The organism is Kocuria sp. SM24M-10 (assembly GCF_001027955.1).
GTDB lineage: Bacteria > Actinomycetota > Actinomycetes > Actinomycetales > Micrococcaceae > Kocuria > Kocuria oceani.
The window spans coordinates 1-18,363 of the sequence record NZ_LDNX01000008.1 but is presented as its reverse complement, the minus strand read 5'-3'; the positions used below and the strand labels follow the sequence as shown (position 1 = coordinate 18,363).

The window sequence follows — 18,363 nt, the reverse complement described above, 5'->3', positions numbered from 1 at the left end:
ACGGAGGGACCGGCCGCGCGGCCGGTCCCTCCGTCGGGGTCCCCGCTCCGCGCCCGCCCCGGCCGACGTGGCACCATGGACCCGGGCCCGGCCGTCCGGCCCCGCCCCCCGACCCCTCCCGAGGAGAGCATGAGCGAGCACCCCGAAGCCCCCGCGGGCACCACCGGCGGGGCGGGCCGGCGCCGCGTGCTGCTCCTGGCCGCGGGCGCCGCGCTGCTGGTCTACGTCCTGGACCAGCTCACCAAGTGGTGGGTGGTGAGCACCATGGCGCTCGGCCAGCGGACCCCGGTGGTCGAGGGCCTGCTGTGGTGGCAGTTCATCCGCAACCCCGGGGCGGCGTTCTCCCTGGGCGAGAACGTGACCTGGCTGTTCACCGTGGTCATGGCGGTCGTCTCCGTGGTCATCGTGCTGACCCTGCGACGGGTGCGCTCGGCCGGGTGGGCGCTGGCCCTGGGGCTGGTCCTCGGCGGGGCCCTCGGCAACCTCACCGACCGCCTCCTGCGGGAGCCGGGCTTCGCGGTGGGCCACGTGGTGGACTTCATCGCCGTGCCGCGCTTCGCGATCTTCAACATCGCCGACTGCGGGGTCGTGGTGGGCGTGGGCCTGGTGGTGCTCCTGACCCTGCTCGGCCGGGAGCTCGACGGTACCCGGACCGCGGACCGCACCGTACCGGAGGAGGAGGGCTCCCGTGGCTGAGCCGGAGCACACCACCGAGCGCTTCACCGTGCCGCCCGAGCTGGAGGGCCAGCGCGCGGACGCGGCGGTCGCCGCGCTCGCGGGCCTGTCCCGTTCCGCGGCCGCCACCCTGTGCGCGGAGGGGCGGGTGCTGCACCGCGACCGCCCGGTCCCCAAGTCCTTCAGGGTGGAGGCGGCCCAGACGCTCACGGTGCAGGTGCCCGTGCCGGAGGACCCGTCCCGGATCGTGCCGCAGCTGGTCGAGGACTTCCGGGTGGTCCACCTGGACGACGACATCGTGGTGATCGACAAGCCGGCGGGGGTGGCCGCGCACCCGTCGCCGGGCTGGAAGGGCCCCACCGTGGTGGGCGCCCTGGCCGGGGCCGGTGTGGGCGTGAGCACCTCCGGGGCGCCGGAGCGGCAGGGCGTGGTGCACCGGCTGGACGTCGGCACGTCCGGGCTGATGGTCGTGGCCCGCACCGAGCGGGCGTACACCGCGCTCAAGCGGGCGTTCAAGGAGCGGACGGTCACGAAGGTCTACCACACCGTGGTCCAGGGCCTGCCGGACCCGTTGCGCGGGACCGTCGACGCCCCGATCGGGCGGCACCCCGGCTACGACTGGCGCTTCGCCGTGGTCGAGGGCGGGCGCGCGTCGGTCACCCACTACGAGGTGCTGGAGGCCTTCGGGCGCGCGGCCCTGGTGGAGGTGCACCTGGAGACCGGGCGCACCCACCAGATCCGGGTGCACTTCTCCGCGCTGCGCCACCCCTGCTGCGGGGACCTGACCTACGGGGCGGACCCGGCGCTGTCGGCCGGACTGGGGCTGACCCGGCAGTGGCTGCACGCCAAGGGGCTCGGCTTCGAGCACCCCGGCACGGGGGAGCCGGTCGAGTTCGACAGCCCCTATCCGCCGGATCTCGCCTTCGCCCTGGAGACCCTCCGGGACGGTGGGCCGGCCTGATCCGGCGGGCCCCCGGCGCGGCGGAGCGGTCGGCGGGGGCGACTACACTGGTCGGGTGACGACGGCATCCGGCAAGAACAGCTTCACCCACCTGCACGTGCACACCGAGTACTCCATGCTCGACGGTGCGGCACGGCTCGACGACCTCTTCGAGGCCTGTCACGAGATGGGGATGTCCTCCCTCGCGACCACCGACCACGGCTTCGTCTTCGGCGCCTTCGACTTCTGGAACAAGGCCCGCAACGCGGGGATCAAGCCGATCATCGGGGTGGAGGCCTACCTCACCCCGGGCACCGCCCGCTCGGACCGCACCCGCGTGAAGTTCGCCGACGGCGGCCGCGACGACGTCTCCGGCGGCGGCGCCTACACGCACATGACCCTGCTGGCGGAGACGACGCAGGGCATGCAGAACCTGTTCCGGGCCTCCTCCCTGGCCTCCCTCGAGGGCCAGCTGTACAAGCCGCGCATGGACCGGGAGCTGCTGAGCACCTACGGCAAGGGCCTGATCGCCACCACGGGCTGCCCCTCCGGGGAGATCCAGACCCGGCTGCGCCTGGGCCAGTACCAGGAGGCCCGGCAGGCCGCCGCGGAGTTCCGCGACATCTTCGGGGCCGAGAACTTCTACTGCGAGCTCATGGACCACGGCCTCGCGATCGAGAAGAACGTCACGAGCGACCTGCTCAAGCTGGCCAAGGACCTGCAGCTGCCGCTGGTGGCCACCAACGACCTGCACTACACCCACGCCGAGGACGCGAAGTCCCACGCGGCGCTGCTGTGCGTGCAGTCGGGCTCGTCCCTGGCCGACCCCAAGCGGTTCAAGTTCGACGCGGACGAGTTCTACCTGAAGTCCCCGGCCGAGATGCGCGAGCTCTTCCGCGACTTCCCGGAGGCCTGCGACAACACCCTCGAGATCGCCGAGCGGTGCCACGTGGAGTTCGACACCTCCGCCAACTACATGCCCCGCTTCCCGACCCCGGAGGGCCACGACGAGGAGTCCTGGTTCGTGGAGGAGGTCCAGAAGGGCCTGCACCACCGCTTCCCGGGCGGGATCCCCGAGGACGTCCAGCGCCAGGCGGACTACGAGAAGGGCATCATCCTGCAGATGGGCTTCCCCGGGTACTTCCTGGTGGTGGCCGACTTCATCAACTGGGCGAAGAACAACGGGATCCGCGTGGGCCCGGGCCGCGGCTCCGGGGCCGGGTCCATGGTCGCCTACGCCATGCGCATCACCGAGCTGAACCCGCTCCAGCACGGGCTGATCTTCGAGCGCTTCCTCAACCCTGACCGCGTGTCCATGCCCGACTTCGACGTCGACTTCGACGACCGCCGCCGCTCGGAGGTCATCCACTACGTCACCGAGAAGTACGGCGACGAGCGCGTGGCCATGATCGTCACCTACGGCACCATCAAGGCCAAGCAGGCCCTGAAGGACTCCTCCCGCGTGCTGGGCTACCCGTTCTCCATGGGGGAGAAGCTGACCAAGGCCATGCCGCCGGACGTGATGGGCAAGGGCATCTCCCTCAAGGACGTCTACGACGAGTCCGCCAAGCGCCACGGGGAGGCGGACGAGCTGCGCGAGGTCCTCGCCCAGGACCCCGAGGCGAAGAAGATCTTCGAGACCGCCGAGGGGCTCGAGGGCCTCAAACGGCAGTGGGGGGTGCACGCGGCGGGCGTGATCATGTCCTCGCACCCGCTGATCGACATCATCCCGATCATGCGCCGCGAGCAGGACGGCCAGGTGATCACCCAGTTCGACTACCCCACGTGCGAGGGGCTGGGGCTGATCAAGATGGACTTCCTGGGCCTGCGCAACCTCACCATCATCTCCGACGCCCTGGAGAACATCACGCTCAACCAGGACGGCTTCGTCCTGGACCTCGAGCACCTCGGCCTCGAGGACGCCGAGTCCTACGAGCTGCTGGCCCGCGGCGACACCCTCGGGGTGTTCCAGCTCGACGGCGGGCCCATGCGCCAGCTGCTCAAGCTCATGCGCCCGGACAACTTCGAGGACATCTCCGCCGTGATCGCCCTCTACCGGCCCGGTCCGATGGGCGCGAACTCGCACACCAACTACGCGCTGCGCAAGACCGGCCAGCAGGAGATCACCCCGATCCACCCCGAGCTCGAGGAGCCGCTCGCCGAGATCCTCAACACCACCTACGGGCTGATCGTCTACCAGGAGCAGGTCATGGCGATCGCCCAGAAGGTGGCCGGCTTCTCCCTGGGCCAGGCCGACATCCTGCGCCGCGCCATGGGCAAGAAGAAGAAGTCCGAGCTGGACAAGCAGTACGAGGGCTTCCACGGGGGCATGGCGGAGCGCGGCTACTCGGAGGGAGCGATCAAGGCCCTGTGGGACATCCTGCTGCCGTTCTCCGACTACGCCTTCAACAAGGCCCACTCCGCGGCCTACGGCCTCGTCTCCTACTGGACGGCCTACCTCAAGGCGCACTACCCGGCCGAGTACATGGCCGCGCTGCTCACCTCGGTGGGCGACGACAAGGACAAGCTGGCCCTCTACCTCACCGAGTGCCGCCGGATGGGCATCACCGTGCTGCCCCCGGACGTCAACGAGTCCGCGCTGAACTTCACCCCGGTGGGCACCGACATCCGCTTCGGCATGGGCGCGGTGCGCAACGTGGGGGCCAACGTGGTCGGCGCCATGGTCGAGGCCCGGGAGGAGCACGGGGCCTTCACCTCCTTCAACGACTTCCTCGCCAAGGTGCCAGCGGTGGTGTGCAACAAGCGCACCATCGAGTCCCTCGTGAAGGCCGGCGCGTTCGACCGCCTGGGCCACACCCGGCGGGGCCTCGTGATGTGCCACGAGGAGGCCGTGGACGCCACGGTGGCCGTCAAGCGCCAGGAGGCGGCCGGGCAGTTCGACCTCTTCGGCGGGATGGGCCTGGACGAGGAGGACCCCACCACCTCCCTGACCGTGGCGGTGCCCGACGTCCCCGAGTGGGAGCGCAAGGACCTGCTGGCCTTCGAGCGCGAGATGCTGGGCCTGTACGTGTCCGACCACCCGCTGCGCGGGCTCGACGAGGCCCTGGGGCAGTACGCCGACACCTCGATCCAGCCGCTGCTGGGGGAGGACGGCCGGCCCGACGGCGCGGTCGTCACGGTCGCGGGCATGATCACCTCCCTGTCCCGGCGGATCGCCAAGACCTCCGGCAACGCCTACGCCCGGGTGGAGCTCGAGGACCGGACCGGCTCGATCGAGATCATGTTCTTCGGCAAGGCCTACGCCCCCATCGCCGGGGTGCTGGCCGAGGACCTGATCTGCGTGATCAAGGGCCGGCTGCAGCGCCGGGACGACGGGTCGGTGACCATCTCGGCCCAGGAGCTGACCGTGCCGGAGCTCTCCGCGGACGGGCACAACGGGCCGGTGCTGATCGCGCTGCCCGAGTTCCGGGCCACCGAGGCCACCGTGCAGGAGATCGGGGCGGTGCTGCGCAACCACCGCGGGGACTCCGAGGTGCGCATCCACCTCGAGACCCGGCAGAAGGTGCAGATCCTGCGGCTGGGCCCGGACCTGCGGGTGAACCCCTCCCCGGCCCTGTTCGGGGACCTGAAGGTGCTGCTCGGGCCCACCTGCCTGGAGGTCTAGCCGAGCCGGCCGCGGAGCGCAAGACCCGGGCCCCGCCGGCGGTGGTGCGGTGGAATACCATGGACACGTGACTACTGCTGAGACCACCACGACTCCCGCCCTGCGCACGATCGACCTCCGCGGCCGGCAGCTGTCCTGGGCCGAGCTGCGCGCGGCCGTGCCCCGGCAGAGCACCTCCTCCCTGGCCTCCGCCGAGCAGGCCGTGGAGGAGATCATCGCCGCCGTCCGCGCGGAGGGCGCCGCCGCCCTGCGCCGCTACGCCCGGCGCTTCGACGGCGTGGAGCAGCAGCGGCTGCGCGTGGACCCCGCCGAGATCCGGCGGGCGGTCGACGCACTGGACCCCGCGGTGCGCCGCGGCCTGCAGACGGCGATCCAGCGCACCCGGGCGTTCGCGGCGGCCCAGCGCCCCGCCGACGCCCGCCTCGAGGTCGCTCCCGGCGCCGTCCTGGTCCAGCGCTGGACCCCCATCCGCCGGGCCGGTCTCTACGTCCCGGGCGGACTGGCCGTCTACCCCTCGTCGGTGGTCATGAACGTCGTCCCGGCCCAGGCGGCCGGGGTCGGCTCGATCGTCCTGTGCAGCCCGCCGCAGCGGGAGTTCGGCGGCCTGCCGCACCCCACGATCCTCGCCGCGGCCGGTCTCCTCGGGGTGGACGAGGTCTGGGCCGTCGGCGGGGCCCAGTCCCTCGCGGCCATGGCCCACGGCGTGGTCGACGGCGAGGACGTGCTGGAGCCCGTGGACACCGTCACCGGCCCCGGCAACGTCTACGTGGCCACGGCCAAGCGGCTGCTGCGCTCCGTGGTGGGCGTGGACGCGGAGGCGGGGACCACCGAGATCGCCGTGCTGGCCGACGACACCGCGAACCCCGCCTACGTCGCCGCCGACCTCATCTCCCAGGCCGAGCACGACCCCGCCGCCGGGTCCGTGCTGATCACCCACTCGCCGGCCCTGGCCGAGCGCGTCGCGGCGGAGCTCGCCGTGCAGGTGCCCCGCACCCGGCACCGCGAGCGGGTCGCCACCGCGCTGTCCGGACCGCAGTCCGGGGCGGTGCTCACCGACGACCTCGACGCCTCGATCGCGGTGGCCGACGCCTACGCCGCCGAGCACCTCGAGATCCACACCACCGCCCCGCAGGAGGTCGCCGCCCGGGTGCGCAACGCCGGGGCCATCTTCGTGGGCCCGTACAGCCCCGTCCCGCTGGGCGACTACGCCGCCGGGTCCAACCACGTGCTCCCCACCGGGGGCACGGCCGTGCACGCGCAGGGCCTGTCCACCACCTCCTTCCTGAAGGCCGTGCAGGTCGTGGAGTACTCCCGGGAGGCCCTCGCCGAGATCGGCGCGGACATCGTGGCCCTGGCCGACTCCGAGGACCTCCCCGCGCACGGCGCGGCCATCACGATCCGCACCGGGGGCTGATCCGACCGTGCACTGCCCGTTCTGCCGCCACACCGACTCCCGCGTCGTGGACAGCCGCACCACGGACGACGGGACGGCGATCCGCCGCCGCCGCCAGTGCTCCGAGTGCGGCCGCCGGTTCACCACGCTCGAGACGACCACGATCTCCGTGATCAAGCGCTCGGGCGTCACCGAGCCCTTCGACCGGCAGAAGATCGTCAACGGGGTGCGCAAGGCCTGCCAGGGGCGGCCGGTGAGCGAGGACGACCTCGCGATGCTCGCCCAGGAGGTCGAGGAGACGATCCGTGCCCTGGGCGCCGCGGAGATCGAGGCCCACGAGGTGGGACTGGCGATCCTGGCCCCGCTGCGCCGCCTGGACGTGGTGGCCTACCTCCGCTTCGCGAGCGTCTACCAGGCCTTCGACGGCCTCGGCGACTTCGAGGAGGCCATCGACCTGCTGCGGCAGCAGCAGGCCGAGCAGTCCGGCCAGCAGACCATCCCCGCCGCGGTGGAGCCCGCCGGTGCCGGGGCGAAGAAGCGCTCCGGCCGCCGGGCCCGGCCCCGGAGCCTCGACGGCGTGTCCCAGCCCCGGCTGCTGTGAGCGCCGCACCGCGGCGACACGTCCCGGCGTGTCCCTTGCCGCAGGCCGGAGGAGGGTCGTAGAGTAAGGAACGTAACAAGCTCCCGCCGGGGGCTGCGGAGGGGAAGCCGCGGCCCCCGGCGGGTTTTTTCGTGCCCGCGGCACACGACGACGCCCGGACATCTCCGCGAGGAGGTGTCCGGGCGTCGTCGTCCGGCGCAGGCGCCGGGGTCAGTCCTCGGTGTCGTGCGGGATGCCCGCCCACAGGGCCGCCCCCACGATGCCCGCGTTGTTGCGCAGCTCGGCGACCTTCACCGGCGTGCGCAGCTCCAGGAAGGGCAGGAACTTGTCCGCCTTCTTCGACACCCCGCCGCCCACGACGAACAGGCTCGGGGTGAACAGGAACTCGACGTGGCTGAAGTAGCGCTGCAGCCGCGTGGTCGCCCACTTCTTCCAGGGCATGTCCTCGCGCTCGCGCGCCGCCGCGGAGGCCTTCGTCTCGGCGTCGTGGCCGTCGATCTCCAGGTGGCCGAGCTCGGCGTTGGGCACCAGCTTGCCGTTGAGGATCAGGGCCGAACCGATGCCGGTGCCCAGGGTGATCACGATGACCAGGCCCTTCACCCCGCGCCCGGCCCCGTAGACCGCCTCGGCCAGGCCCGCGGCGTCGGCGTCGTTGAGCGCCTCGACCGGCCGCCCCAGCCGCTCCGTCATCAGCGCGTCCACGTCCGTGCCGATCCAGGACTTGTCGATGTTCGCCGCGGACAGGGCCACCCCGTCCTTGATGATCGCCGGGAAGACGATGCCCACCGGCGAGTCCGGCGCCGGGGCCTCGGGGCGGGACTGCAGCTCCGCCACGATCTGCTGCACGACCTCCGCCACCTTCTCCGGCGTGGCCGGGCGCGGGGTGGGGATGCGGAAGCGCTCGCCGACGAGCTCACCGGTGTCCAGGTCGACGATGCCGCCCTTGGTCCCGGTGCCGCCGAAGTCGATACCGATGACTCGCCGGTGCGGGACGTCCGCGACGGTGCGATCTGGTGTGGTCATGGGGCGGTCCTCCCGGGGCCGTGGTCGGATGATCAGTGCGCAGTCTACGGCAGGGTCAGCACGTCCACGCCGTCCTCCGTCACGGCCAGCGTGTGCTCGAACTGCGCGGTGCGCATCCGGTCCCTGGTGGTGACCGTCCAGTCGTCGTCCCACTGCTCCCAGTGGATCGTGCCGAGGGTCAGCATGGGCTCGATCGTGAAGACCATGCCGGGCACCATGAGGGTGGCGTAGGACGGGGCGGCGTCGTAGTGCGGGACGATGAGCCCGGAGTGGAACTCCCGGCCCACGCCGTGGCCGGTGAAGTCGCGGACCACGCCGTAGCCGAAGCGCCGGGCGTACTTCTCGATCACCCGGCCGATGACGTTGATCTCGCGGCCGGGCCGGACGGCGTTGACGGCCCGGGTCAGCGCCTCCTCGGTGCGCTCGACGAGCAGGCGGGACTGCTCGTCGACCTCGCCCACCAGGAACATCCGGTTCGTGTCGCCGTGGAAGCCGTTCTTGTAGGCCGTGACGTCGAGATTGATGATGTCGCCCTCCTCCAGCACCGTGGAGTCGGGGATGCCGTGGCAGATCACCTCGTTGAGGGACGTGCAGATGGACTTCGGGAAACCCCGGTAGCCCAGGCAGGACGGATAGGCGCCGTGGTCGCACAGGTACTCGTGGGCGATCCGGTCCAGGTCGTCGGTGGTGGCGCCGGGCACGGCGGCCCGGCCGGCCTCCTGCAGGGCGCGGGCCGCGATCCGGCCCGCCTCCCGGATCAGCTCGACCTCCTCGGGCGGGTAGACGTTCCCGCCCCGGCCCTCGTCGGGCTCGGCCCGGCCGACGTACTCGGGCCGCGGGATGGACGCCGGGACGGGACGCCGGGGGCTCAGGGACCCGGGAGCGAGGGCGCCGACGGGGGCGGTGCCGCCGGGAGCGGTGAGGTTGTGCGAGAGCACGGGGGTCTGGTCCTCCTGGTTCTTCGGGTCTGCCGGCCCCGTCGGGGCCTAGGATCTACCCTAACGCGCCGGGTGCCCGGCCGGTCCGGTCGAGGTGGCCCCGGCGGCCCGGGGAAGGAGAGGTCATGAGCGAGTTCTGGTTCAACGTCTACACCCACGAGGTCGAGGAGGGCCCGCAGTCGGACTATCGCAAGCTGCTCGGTCCCTACGCCACGCGCCAGGAGGCGCAGAACGCCCTGAAGCTCGCGGCGGAGCGCACCCGGAAGTGGGACGAGGAGGACCGCGCCTTCGACGAGGGGTGAGCGCCGCGGCTCAGAAGCTGTGCTCGGGCCCGGGGAAGGCCCCGGTGCGCACGTCCCGGACGTAGCGGCTCACGGCGTCGGTGACCACCCCGTGGAGGTCCGCGTACTGCTGCACGAAACGGGGCATCCGTCCGGGGCGCAGCCCCAGCATGTCCTGCCACACCAGCACCTGGCCGGTGGTCCCGGACCCGGCGCCGATCCCCACGGTGGGGATGTCCACGGCGGCGTCCACGGCGCGGGCGGCCTCGGCCGGCACCATCTCCAGGACCAGGCAGAAGGCCCCGGCGGACTCGAGGGCGCGGGCGTCCTCGACCAGGGCCTGCGCGGCGTCGCCGCGGCCCTGCACCCGGTAGCCGCCCAGGGCGTGCTCGCTCTGCGGCGTGAAGCCCAGGTGCGCCACGACCGGCACCCCGGCCTGGACCATGGCCCGCACGTGCGGCGCGAACCAGGCCCCGCCCTCCAGCTTCACCGCGTGCGCCCCGCCCTCCTTGAGGAAGCGCACCGCGGTGGTCACCGCCTGTTCCGGGGAGGCCTCGTAGGAGCCGAAGGGCAGGTCGGCGACGACGAACGCGCGCTCGGCGGCACCGGACACGGCACGGCACAGCGGCAGCAGCTCGTCCACGGTCACCGGCAGGGTGGTGGCGTAGCCCAGGACGTTGTTGCCCGCGGAGTCCCCGACGAGCAGCGTGTCGACGCCGGCGGCGTCGAAGATCGCCGCCGTGAGCGCGTCGTAGCTCGTGAGCATGGTGAACTTCTCGCCGCGGCGCTTGGCCTCGCGCAGGTGGTGGGTGCGCACCCGGCGCACGTCGAGCGCGCCCGGCTCCGGGCGGGTGGTCTCCTGGGTCATGGCCCCAGCCTAACCGGCGGGCTCCGCGCGCCCGGCGGAGGGCCCGGGCGGGCGCGTTAGAGTGGCCTGGACAGCAGGCGTGCCCGTGTCGGCACGGCACACGCCCGCGGCCCCGGCCGCGGGCAGGAAGACGAGGAACACAGCCATGGACCGTCAGCAGGAGTTCGTCCTCAGGACCATCGAGGAGCGGGACGTGCGCTTCGTGCGGATGTGGTTCACGGACGTGGTCGGCAGCCTCAAGTCGGTGGCGCTGGCCCCGGCCGAGGTGGAGGCCGCCTTCGAGGAGGGGCTCGGCTTCGACGGGTCCTCGATCGAGGGCCTCTCCCGCGTCTCCGAGGCGGACATGCTCCTGCAGCCCGACCCCTCCACGTTCCAGATCCTGCCCTGGCGCGGGGAGACCGAGCCCACCGCGCGGATGTTCTGCAACATCCTCACCCCGGACGGGGAGCCCGCCTCCTCGGACCCGCGGGGGGTGCTCAAGCGGGTCCTGGAGAAGGCCTCCGACATGGGCTTCACCTGCTACACCGCCCCGGAGATCGAGTTCTACCTGCTGAAGTCCGCGGACCTCGACGCCGAGGGCCAGCCGGTGCCGGTCGACCACGAGGGCTACTTCGACCACGTGCCCGGCGGCGTCGTGCAGGACTTCCGGCGCAAGGCCGTCAACATGCTCGAGGCCGTGGGGATCTCCGTGGAGTTCTCCCACCACGAGGCCGGCCCGGGGCAGAACGAGATCGACCTACGCTACGCCGACGCCCTGCAGACGGCCGACAACATCATGACGTTCCGCACCGTGATCAAGGAGGTGGCGCTGGCCCAGGGGCTGTACGCCACCTTCATGCCGAAGCCCTTCACGGAGCACCCCGGCTCGGGCATGCACACCCACTTCTCCCTCTTCGAGGGGGACACCAACGCCTTCTTCGACGGCGGCTCCGAGTTCCGGCTCTCCCGCACGGCCCGGCACTTCATCGCCGGCATCCTCCGGCACGCCCCGGAGTTCACCTCGGTGACCAACCAGTTCGTGAACTCCTACAAGCGGCTCTGGGGCGGGGGAGAGGCACCCTCCTACCTCTCCTGGGGGCACAACAACCGCTCCGCCCTCGTGCGGGTGCCGCTGTCCAAGCCGGACAAGGTGCAGGCCGCGCGGATCGAGTACCGCGGCATCGACTCCGCGACCAATCCGTACCTGTCCTACGCCGCGCTGCTCGCGGCGGGACTGCAGGGCATCGAGAACGAGTACGACCTCCCGCCCGTGGAACTGGACGACGTCGCCGCGATGAGCTCCGCCGAGCGCCGCGCCCTGGGGCACAACCCGCTGCCCTCGAGCCTCTACGACGCCATCCGGGAGACGGAGGAGTCGGAGTTCATGGCCGAGCTGCTCGGGGAGCAGGTCTACGACTACTTCCTGCGCAACAAGCGCCGGGACTGGAACGACTACCGTCGCGTGGTCACCCCCTTCGAGCTCAAGAACAACCTCGGCATCCTCTGAGCCCGGGACGGAGCGCGCCATGACCCACCCTCCCCAGTCCGCCTCCGCCACGGACCCCGTCGCCTCCGGCCGGCTCATCAAGCTCGGCTTCGCGGACACGGCCAACGCCCAGCGCTGGCTGGGGTTCCCGGAGCTCTCCCCGGTGGACCAGGACCGGCTGCTGGAGGGCCTGGCGCTGGCCGCCTCGCCCGACGTCGCCCTGCAGCTGACGGTCCGTCTGCTGGAGGGCTCGCCCCAGCTGGCCGAGCGGATCAACGCCGGCCCGGAGGCCTCCGAGACCCTGTTCCGGCTGCTGGGGGCCTCCGAGGCGCTGGGCGAGTTCCTGCTGCGCCGGCCCGAGCACCTCGACCTGCTCGCGGAGCCGGCCGCCGCCGAGCCGGAGGAGATCCCCGCGGAGCAGTTCCGCACCGCGCTGCTGCGCGCGGTGGGCGCCGACCCCGCGGCCCGGACCCCGGTGGCCGGGGACACCGGCGACGACGCCTACACCGCCCTGCGCGTCGCCTACCGCAGGGAGCTGACCCGCATCGCGATCCGCGACGTCGGGGCCCTCTATCCGGCCGACCACATGCCGGCGGTGGGCCGGCAGCTGGCCGACCTCGCCGCCGCCGCGCTCGAGGCGGCGCTGGCCGTCTCCCGGGCCGAGGCGGCACGGACCTGGGCCCCCGAGCTCGTGGACCGGGTGCGGCTGGCCGTGATCGGGATGGGCAAGTGCGGGGCACGGGAGCTCAACTACATCTCCGACGTCGACGTGGTCCACGTCATGGCCGTGGACGCCGGGCCCGAGGAGGACGGGCCCGACGGCACGGAGGCGACGAGCATCGCCACCGCCCTCGCCACGGGCACCGCCCGGGCGATCATGGCGCGCGCGGGAGAACCGCCGCTGTGGGAGGTGGACGCCAACCTGCGCCCCGAGGGCAAGGACGGGCCGCTGGTGCGCACCCTGGAGTCCCACGTGCGCTACTACGAGCGCTGGGCGGAGTCCTGGGAGTTCCAGGCCCTGCTCAAGGCCCGCCCCATCGCGGGGGACCCGCAGCTGGGCCAGGCCTACCGGGAGGCGATCGAGCCGCACGTCTGGCGCAGCGCCGCGCGCGAGGGCTTCGTGGAGTCCGTGCAGGCCATGCGGCGCCGGGTCACCGACAACATCCCCGACGCCGAGGCCGAGCGGCAGATCAAGCTGGGCCCCGGCGGTCTGCGCGACGTCGAGTTCACCGTCCAGCTGCTGCAGCTCGTGCACGGGCGCACGGACGAGCGGGTCCGCACCCAGGCCACCACCGACTCGCTGCGCGCGCTGTCCGAGGGCGGCTACATCGGCCGCCGCGACAGCGAGCAGTTCGCCGCGCACTACCGGTGGCTGCGCCTGCTGGAGCACCGGATCCAGCTCTACCGCATGCGCCGCACCCACCTCATGCCGCGCGCCGAGCGGGAGCTGGTGACCGTGGCCCGGTCCCTGCGGGGTGCCGCGGACACCGCCCGGCCCTCGGCGGAGTCGCTGCTCGAGGAGTGGCGCAGGGTCAAGCGCAACGTGCGCGGGATGCACGAGCGGATCTTCTACCGGCCGCTGCTGGCCGCGCTGGCCCACCTGCCCGAGAGCGACACCAGCCTCTCCCCGGAGTCGGTGCGGGACCGGCTGGCCGCCCTGGGCTACCGGGACCCGAAGGCGGCCGTGCGGCACATCGAGGCCCTCACCCGCGGGGTGAGCCGGCGGGCCGAGATCCTGCGGACCCTGCTGCCCGTGCTCCTGTCCTGGCTGGCCGACGGGGTGGACGCCGACGCCGGGCTGCTGGGCTTCCGGCGGCTCTCGGAGTCCCTGGGCACCACCCCCTGGTTCCTGCGGCTGCTGCGCGACTCCAACGCGGCGGCCGAGCGGCTGTGCCAGATCCTGTCCAGCTCCCGCTACGTCACCGACCTGCTGGAGAACTCCCCGGAGGCGACCGCCTGGCTCGGCCAGGACGACGACCTCTGCCCCGTCCCCTTCGAGACCCTGTGGACCGAGATCCGCTCGCAGATGGCCCGGCACCCCGACTCGGGCGAGGCGATGCGGATGATCCGGCTGATCCGCCGCCGCGAGGAGCTGCGCGTGGCGCTCGCGGACACGTCCGGGCTGCTCGACGTCGAGCGGGTCGCCGAGGCGCTGTCCGACATCGACCGCGCCTGCATCCTGGGCGCCCTGCACGCCGCAGAGCGCGAGGTCTACGACCGCTCCGGCCGCGTCGCCGAGGTGCTGGTCGTCGCGATGGGGCGGCAGGGCGGGCGGGAGATCGGCTACGGCTCGGACGCCGACGTCATGTACGTCTACGGTCCCGTGGGGGACGCGGACCCGGCCGCCGCCCGGGAGCAGGCCGAGACCCTGCTGCAGCGGATGGTGCAGCTGCTCAAGGCGCCGTGCAGCCCGCCCATCGTGGCGGAGCGGGTGCTGGAGATCGACAACGACCTGCGCCCCGAGGGCAAGCAGGGGCCCATGGTGCGCTCCGTCGACTCCTACGCGGAGTACTACGCCCGGTGGGCCCAGACGTGGGAGTTCCAGGCCCTCACCCGGGCGCTGCCCGTGGCCGGCAGCGACGACCTGGCCGAGGCGTTCCGCCGGGTGATCGACCCCCGCCGCTATCCGGCCGAGTTCACCGAGGCGCAGCTGCTGGAGGTCCGCCGGATGAAGGCGCGGGTGGAGAACGAGCGCCTGCCGCGCGGGGCGGACCCGTCCCGGCACGTGAAGCTGGGCCGGGGCGGGCTCTCGGACGTGGAGTGGCTCGTGCAGACCCTGCAGCTGCAGCACGCGCACCGGGTCCCCGGGCTGCGGACCACCAGCACGCTGCGCGCCCTGCGCGCCGCGGAGGAGGACGGGCTGGTCCTTCCCGAGGACGCCGCGGCCCTGGCCGCCGCCTGGCGCCTGGCCACCGCGGTGCGCAACGGCAACGTGCTGCGCACGGGGCGCCGCTCCGACGCCCTGCCCTCGAAGCGTGCGGACCTCGAGGCGGTGGCCCGCTGGTGCGGATACGGCCATGGTGGCGCCCGCCTCCTGGAGGAGGACTACCTGCGGACCACCCGCAAGGCCCGCGCCGTGTTCGAGCGGATCTTCTACGGGCACTGACCATCCCGCGCGCGGGAGCCCGCCCACGGGAACGGCCCCGGACCCCTTCGAGGGGTCCGGGGCCGTTCCCGTGGGCCTGCGCCGACGACTCGGGGGCCGCGGGAGTCAGACGCCGTAGTACAGGGAGAACTCCAGCGGGTGCGGGACCACGGAGAGCGGCTTGAGCTCGAACTCGCGCTTGTACTCGATCCAGGACCGGACGGTGTCCTCGGTGAAGACGTCCCCGGCCAGCAGGAACTCGTGGTCCTCCTCCAGGGCCAGCAGCGCCTCCTCCAGGGAGGCCGGGGCCTTCTTGATGTCCTTGGCCTCCTCGGCGGGCAGCTCGTAGAGGTCCTTGTCGATCGGGTCGGCCGGCTCGATGCGGTTGCGGATCCCGTCCAGGCCCGCCATCAGCTGGGCGGCGAACGCCAGGTACGGGTTGCACGAGGGGTCCGGGGCGCGGAACTCGAGGCGCTTGGCCTTCGGGTTGGTGCCCGTGATCGGGATGCGGATGCCGGCGGAGCGGTTGCCCTGCGAGTACACCATGTTGACCGGGGCCTCGAAGCCCTTGACCAGGCGGCGGTAGGAGTTCACGGTCGGGTTGGTGAACGCGAGCACGGCGGAGGAGTGCTCGAGCAGACCGCCGATGTACCAGCGGGCCAGGTCGGACAGGCCCGCATAGCCCTTCTCGTCGTAGAAGAGGGGCTCGCCGCCCTTCCACAGCGACTGGTGGCAGTGCATGCCGGAGCCGTTGTCGTTGAAGACCGGCTTGGGCATGAACGTGGCCGACTTGCCGAAGGCGTCCGCGGTGTTCTTGATGACGTACTTGAACTTCTGCAGGTCGTCGGCGGCCTTGGTGAGGGTGTTGAACCGGTAGTTGATCTCGGCCTGGCCGGGACCGCCCACCTCGTGGTGGGAGCGCTCGACCTGGAGGCCGACCTCGTCCAGGGCGACGCACATCGCGTCGCGCAGGTCGGCCTGCTTGTCCACGGGGGAGACCGGGAAGTAGCCGCCCTTGGTGGCGGTCTTGTTGCCCAGGTTCCCGCCCTCCTCCTTGCGGCCGGTGTTCCACGCGGCCTCGTCGGAGTCGATGGCGTAGAAGGAGCCCTGCGGCTGGACGTCGTAGCGGACGTCCTCGAAGATGAAGAACTCGGCCTCGGAGGCGAAGTTGGCGATGTCGGCGATGCCGGTGGACGCCATGTAGGCCTCGGCGCGCTCGGCGACGCCGCGGGGGTCGCGGTGGTAGGGCTCACCGGTGCGCGGGTTCACGATCGAGCAGGTCACCACGAGGGTCTTCTCCACGCGGAAGGGGTCCACGAACGCGGAGGTCGGGTCCGGGATCAGCTGCATGTCCGACTCGGCGATGCCCTGGAAGCCACGGATGGAGGAGCCGTCGAACAGCTGTCCGTGCACGAAGAAGTCGTCGTCCACCGACTTGGCCGGGAGGTTGAAGTGCTGCTGCACGCCGGGCATGTCCGTGAACCGGACGTCGACGAAGACGATCTCCTCGTCCTTGATGTACGCCAGGACTTCCTCGGGTGTCTGGAACATGTGCTGTTTCCCTTCTCAGATGGGCTGGACCGCCGTGCCGAGACGTTCGTGCGGCGTCCTTTTCCGGGGTCAACGCTACGGACCCGGCATTAAGGCTCCGTGTCCCGGGTGTTTCCTCGGTGTTACACGGCACGGCCCGGGAGAGCCACGGTCTGGCGTCAGTCTAGGCGAGATCGCCCCGATACCCTGGGGGGATGATCGACAGACGTGACGTCGGCTCCTGGCTCGAGGGCCCGGGGACCGGCCCCCGGCAGTACCCGGGGCAGCGCCTGGGGCGCCCGGCGGCCGGGCCGGGCTCGGTGGGCCGGCTCGGGCGGCGGCTCGTGGCCCTGGCCCTGGACTGGTACCTGTGCTGGGCGCTCGCCGCGTGGCTGGCCCCGCAGTGGAACCGGCACGGACTCGTGACCCTCGCCCTGCTGCTCCTGCTCAACGTGCTGCTGGTCGGGGCCACCGGGCACACCCCGGGGCACTGGGTGACGGGCCTGCAGGTGCAGACGCTGGACGGGCGCCCGGCCGGGTTCGCCCGGGCCGTGGTGCGCTCGCTGCTGCTGTGCCTGCTGATCCCGCCCGTGGTCTTCGACCCGGACCAGCGCGGCCTGCACGACCGGGCCGCGGACACGATCCTCGTCCGCACCCGCTGAGCGGTGCCGCCCCGACGACGGAGCCCCCGCCTTCCGTGGGAAGGCGGGGGCTCCGTCGTCGGTCGGCTCAGCGGCCGCGCATGGCCTTGCGGTCCGGGCGGGCGCGCATCGGGTCGACGCCCTTGGGGATCGGCAGGCGGTTGCCGAGCGTGCTGATCCGCTTGTGCACCGTCTGCACCTCCTGCTGGGTGAGCTTCTTGTCGAGCTTCTTCATCTGCTTGGACAGCTCGCGCAGGGGCACCTGGCCCTCGCCCTTGCCGGTCTTGATGACGTGGATGGGCACGTTCTGGATCACGGGGCCGATCCGGCGGCGCTCCTTCGAGACGATCTTGTCGACCCGGCCGGCGGGGCCCTCGGTCACGAGGACCACGCCGGGACGGCCGATGGCGCGGAAGACGAGGTCGCGGGTGCGCGGGTCCATCGCGGCCGGCTGCTCCTCCACGATCCAGCCGCGGCGCAGGGCGGACAGGGCCGCCCCTGCGGCCCCGGGCTGGTCCTCGATCCGGGCGAACGCGGCGCGCTCGGCCCGCCGGGACAGGTAGAACGAGGCGGAGAGCAGCGCGAACGGCAGGCCGATGAGCAGCCCGGTGATCCAGTTGCCGAGCAGGGCGCCGACGAGCAGGAAGACCAGGAGCACGCCGAGCCCGATCAGCAGCATCCACCAGCCCACGTTGGGCTCGACCTCGCGGGTCATCTTGAAGACCTGCTTGATCTGCCCGAGGAAGCCGGGGCCCTTGGCCGCCTTCCGCTGTTTCTTCGCCTCGCGCCTCTGCGCCCGGGTCGGCTTCCCGCTCGGCTTCCCCGTGGGCTTCCCGGAGGAGGTGGATCGCGACGCGGGGCGCGACTTGGCGTGGGAAGGTGACACGGTGAGACCTCGTCCTGTGGTGCGGTGGCAGTGGTCCGTCCTCCAGTTTAGCGGGTGGGAGGTGCCGTGACCTGACCCGGCTCAGCGCAGGCGCTGCACCAGGGAGGACGCCTCCTGGGAGGCGGAGCCCTCGTCCTCGATGTGCGCCAGGTGGGCGGGGATCTCGCGGCCGGACTTCTCCATCGCCCGGGCCCACAGCCGCCCGGCACGGTACGAGGACCGGACCATCGGCCCCGCCATGACGCCCAGGAAGCCGATCTCCTCGGCCATCCGGGAGAGCTCCACGAACTCCTCCGGCTTCACCCACCGGTCGATGGGGTGGAAGAGGGGGGAGGGGCGCAGGTACTGGGTGAGCGTGATGATGTCGCACCCGGCGTCGTGGAGGTCGCACAGGGCCTCGTGGATCTCCTCG

The 18,363-nt window shown here is 72.2% G+C and carries 14 protein-coding genes and 1 pseudogene; 9 read left to right on the top strand and 6 right to left on the bottom strand.

Going from position 1 to position 18,363, the window contains the following annotated elements:
• Positions 1 to 129 precede the first annotated feature (129 nt).
• The 5 genes from lspA (at position 130) to nrdR (ending at position 7,234) form a co-directional block, all read left to right on the top strand.
• Entirely contained in the window at positions 130 to 696 is a 567-nt protein-coding gene (gene lspA, locus ABL57_RS00475) for a signal peptidase II (RefSeq protein ID WP_047801492.1), read from the top strand.
• Complete coding sequence (locus ABL57_RS00470) at positions 689 to 1,636, top strand: RluA family pseudouridine synthase (RefSeq protein ID WP_047801491.1); 948 nt, start codon at positions 689 to 691, stop codon at positions 1,634 to 1,636. The genes lspA and ABL57_RS00470 overlap by 8 nt, the downstream gene beginning before the upstream one ends.
• 55 nt (positions 1,637 to 1,691) lie before the next feature.
• The gene (gene dnaE, locus ABL57_RS00465; RefSeq protein ID WP_047801490.1) at positions 1,692 to 5,240 is read left to right on the top strand and encodes a DNA polymerase III subunit alpha; all 3,549 of its coding nucleotides are present in this window, start codon (positions 1,692 to 1,694) and stop codon (positions 5,238 to 5,240) included.
• Between the two features lie 67 nt (positions 5,241 to 5,307).
• Complete coding sequence (gene hisD / locus ABL57_RS00460) at positions 5,308 to 6,654, top strand: histidinol dehydrogenase (protein ID WP_047801489.1); 1,347 nt, start codon at positions 5,308 to 5,310, stop codon at positions 6,652 to 6,654.
• A gap of 7 nt (positions 6,655 to 6,661) precedes the next feature.
• Positions 6,662 to 7,234 (top strand): transcriptional regulator NrdR, encoded by a 573-nt coding sequence (gene nrdR / locus ABL57_RS00455; RefSeq protein WP_047801488.1) that lies wholly within the window; start codon positions 6,662 to 6,664, stop codon positions 7,232 to 7,234.
• Between the two features lie 210 nt (positions 7,235 to 7,444).
• Here nrdR and ppgK read toward each other — a convergent pair whose 3' ends face one another.
• Positions 7,445 to 8,257, bottom strand: coding sequence for a polyphosphate--glucose phosphotransferase (ppgK, locus tag ABL57_RS00450; RefSeq protein WP_047801487.1), 813 nt, complete (start codon positions 8,255 to 8,257; stop codon positions 7,445 to 7,447).
• A gap of 44 nt (positions 8,258 to 8,301) precedes the next feature.
• On the bottom strand, positions 8,302 to 9,195 hold the full coding sequence (map, locus tag ABL57_RS00445) for a type I methionyl aminopeptidase (protein ID WP_047801486.1): 894 nt from the start codon (positions 9,193 to 9,195) through the stop codon (positions 8,302 to 8,304).
• 125 nt (positions 9,196 to 9,320) lie between these two features.
• Here map and ABL57_RS21590 point away from each other — a divergent pair, with 125 nt between their 5' ends.
• Positions 9,321 to 9,497 (top strand): SPOR domain-containing protein, encoded by a 177-nt coding sequence (locus ABL57_RS21590; protein WP_139318569.1) that lies wholly within the window; start codon positions 9,321 to 9,323, stop codon positions 9,495 to 9,497.
• A 10-nt stretch (positions 9,498 to 9,507) separates the two neighbouring features.
• On the opposite strand, the gene panB is transcribed toward ABL57_RS21590, so the two are convergent.
• Positions 9,508 to 10,344 (bottom strand): 3-methyl-2-oxobutanoate hydroxymethyltransferase, encoded by an 837-nt coding sequence (gene panB, locus ABL57_RS00440; RefSeq protein WP_047801485.1) that lies wholly within the window; start codon positions 10,342 to 10,344, stop codon positions 9,508 to 9,510.
• Between the two features lie 145 nt (positions 10,345 to 10,489).
• Here panB and glnA (ABL57_RS00435) point away from each other — a divergent pair, with 145 nt between their 5' ends.
• Together glnA (ABL57_RS00435) and ABL57_RS00430 are read left to right on the top strand one after the other, a co-directional pair.
• Complete coding sequence (gene glnA / locus ABL57_RS00435; protein WP_047801484.1) at positions 10,490 to 11,830, top strand: type I glutamate--ammonia ligase; 1,341 nt, start codon at positions 10,490 to 10,492, stop codon at positions 11,828 to 11,830.
• Between the two features lie 19 nt (positions 11,831 to 11,849).
• Positions 11,850 to 14,915 (top strand): bifunctional [glutamine synthetase] adenylyltransferase/[glutamine synthetase]-adenylyl-L-tyrosine phosphorylase, encoded by a 3,066-nt coding sequence (locus ABL57_RS00430; RefSeq protein ID WP_047801483.1) that lies wholly within the window; start codon positions 11,850 to 11,852, stop codon positions 14,913 to 14,915.
• A 105-nt stretch (positions 14,916 to 15,020) separates the two neighbouring features.
• On the opposite strand, the gene glnA (ABL57_RS00425) is transcribed toward ABL57_RS00430, so the two are convergent.
• Positions 15,021 to 16,445 carry a type I glutamate--ammonia ligase gene (glnA, locus tag ABL57_RS00425; RefSeq protein WP_047801482.1) on the bottom strand — a complete coding sequence of 475 codons (1,425 nt, stop codon included), beginning with the start codon at positions 16,443 to 16,445 and terminating at the stop codon, positions 15,021 to 15,023.
• A gap of 194 nt (positions 16,446 to 16,639) precedes the next feature.
• Here glnA (ABL57_RS00425) and ABL57_RS00420 point away from each other — a divergent pair, with 194 nt between their 5' ends.
• Positions 16,640 to 17,086 (top strand): RDD family protein, encoded by a 447-nt coding sequence (locus ABL57_RS00420; RefSeq protein ID WP_047801481.1) that lies wholly within the window; start codon positions 16,640 to 16,642, stop codon positions 17,084 to 17,086.
• Between the two features lie 67 nt (positions 17,087 to 17,153).
• On the opposite strand, the gene ABL57_RS00415 is transcribed toward ABL57_RS00420, so the two are convergent.
• Both ABL57_RS00415 and ABL57_RS00410 read right to left on the bottom strand, forming a co-directional pair.
• Positions 17,154 to 17,951, bottom strand: a complete 798-nt coding sequence (locus ABL57_RS00415; RefSeq protein ID WP_047801480.1) for a DUF4191 domain-containing protein — start codon at positions 17,949 to 17,951, stop codon at positions 17,154 to 17,156.
• 81 nt (positions 17,952 to 18,032) lie between these two features.
• Positions 18,033 to 18,363 (bottom strand): annotated as a pseudogene (locus tag ABL57_RS00410) (lipoyl synthase); the annotation flags it as partial.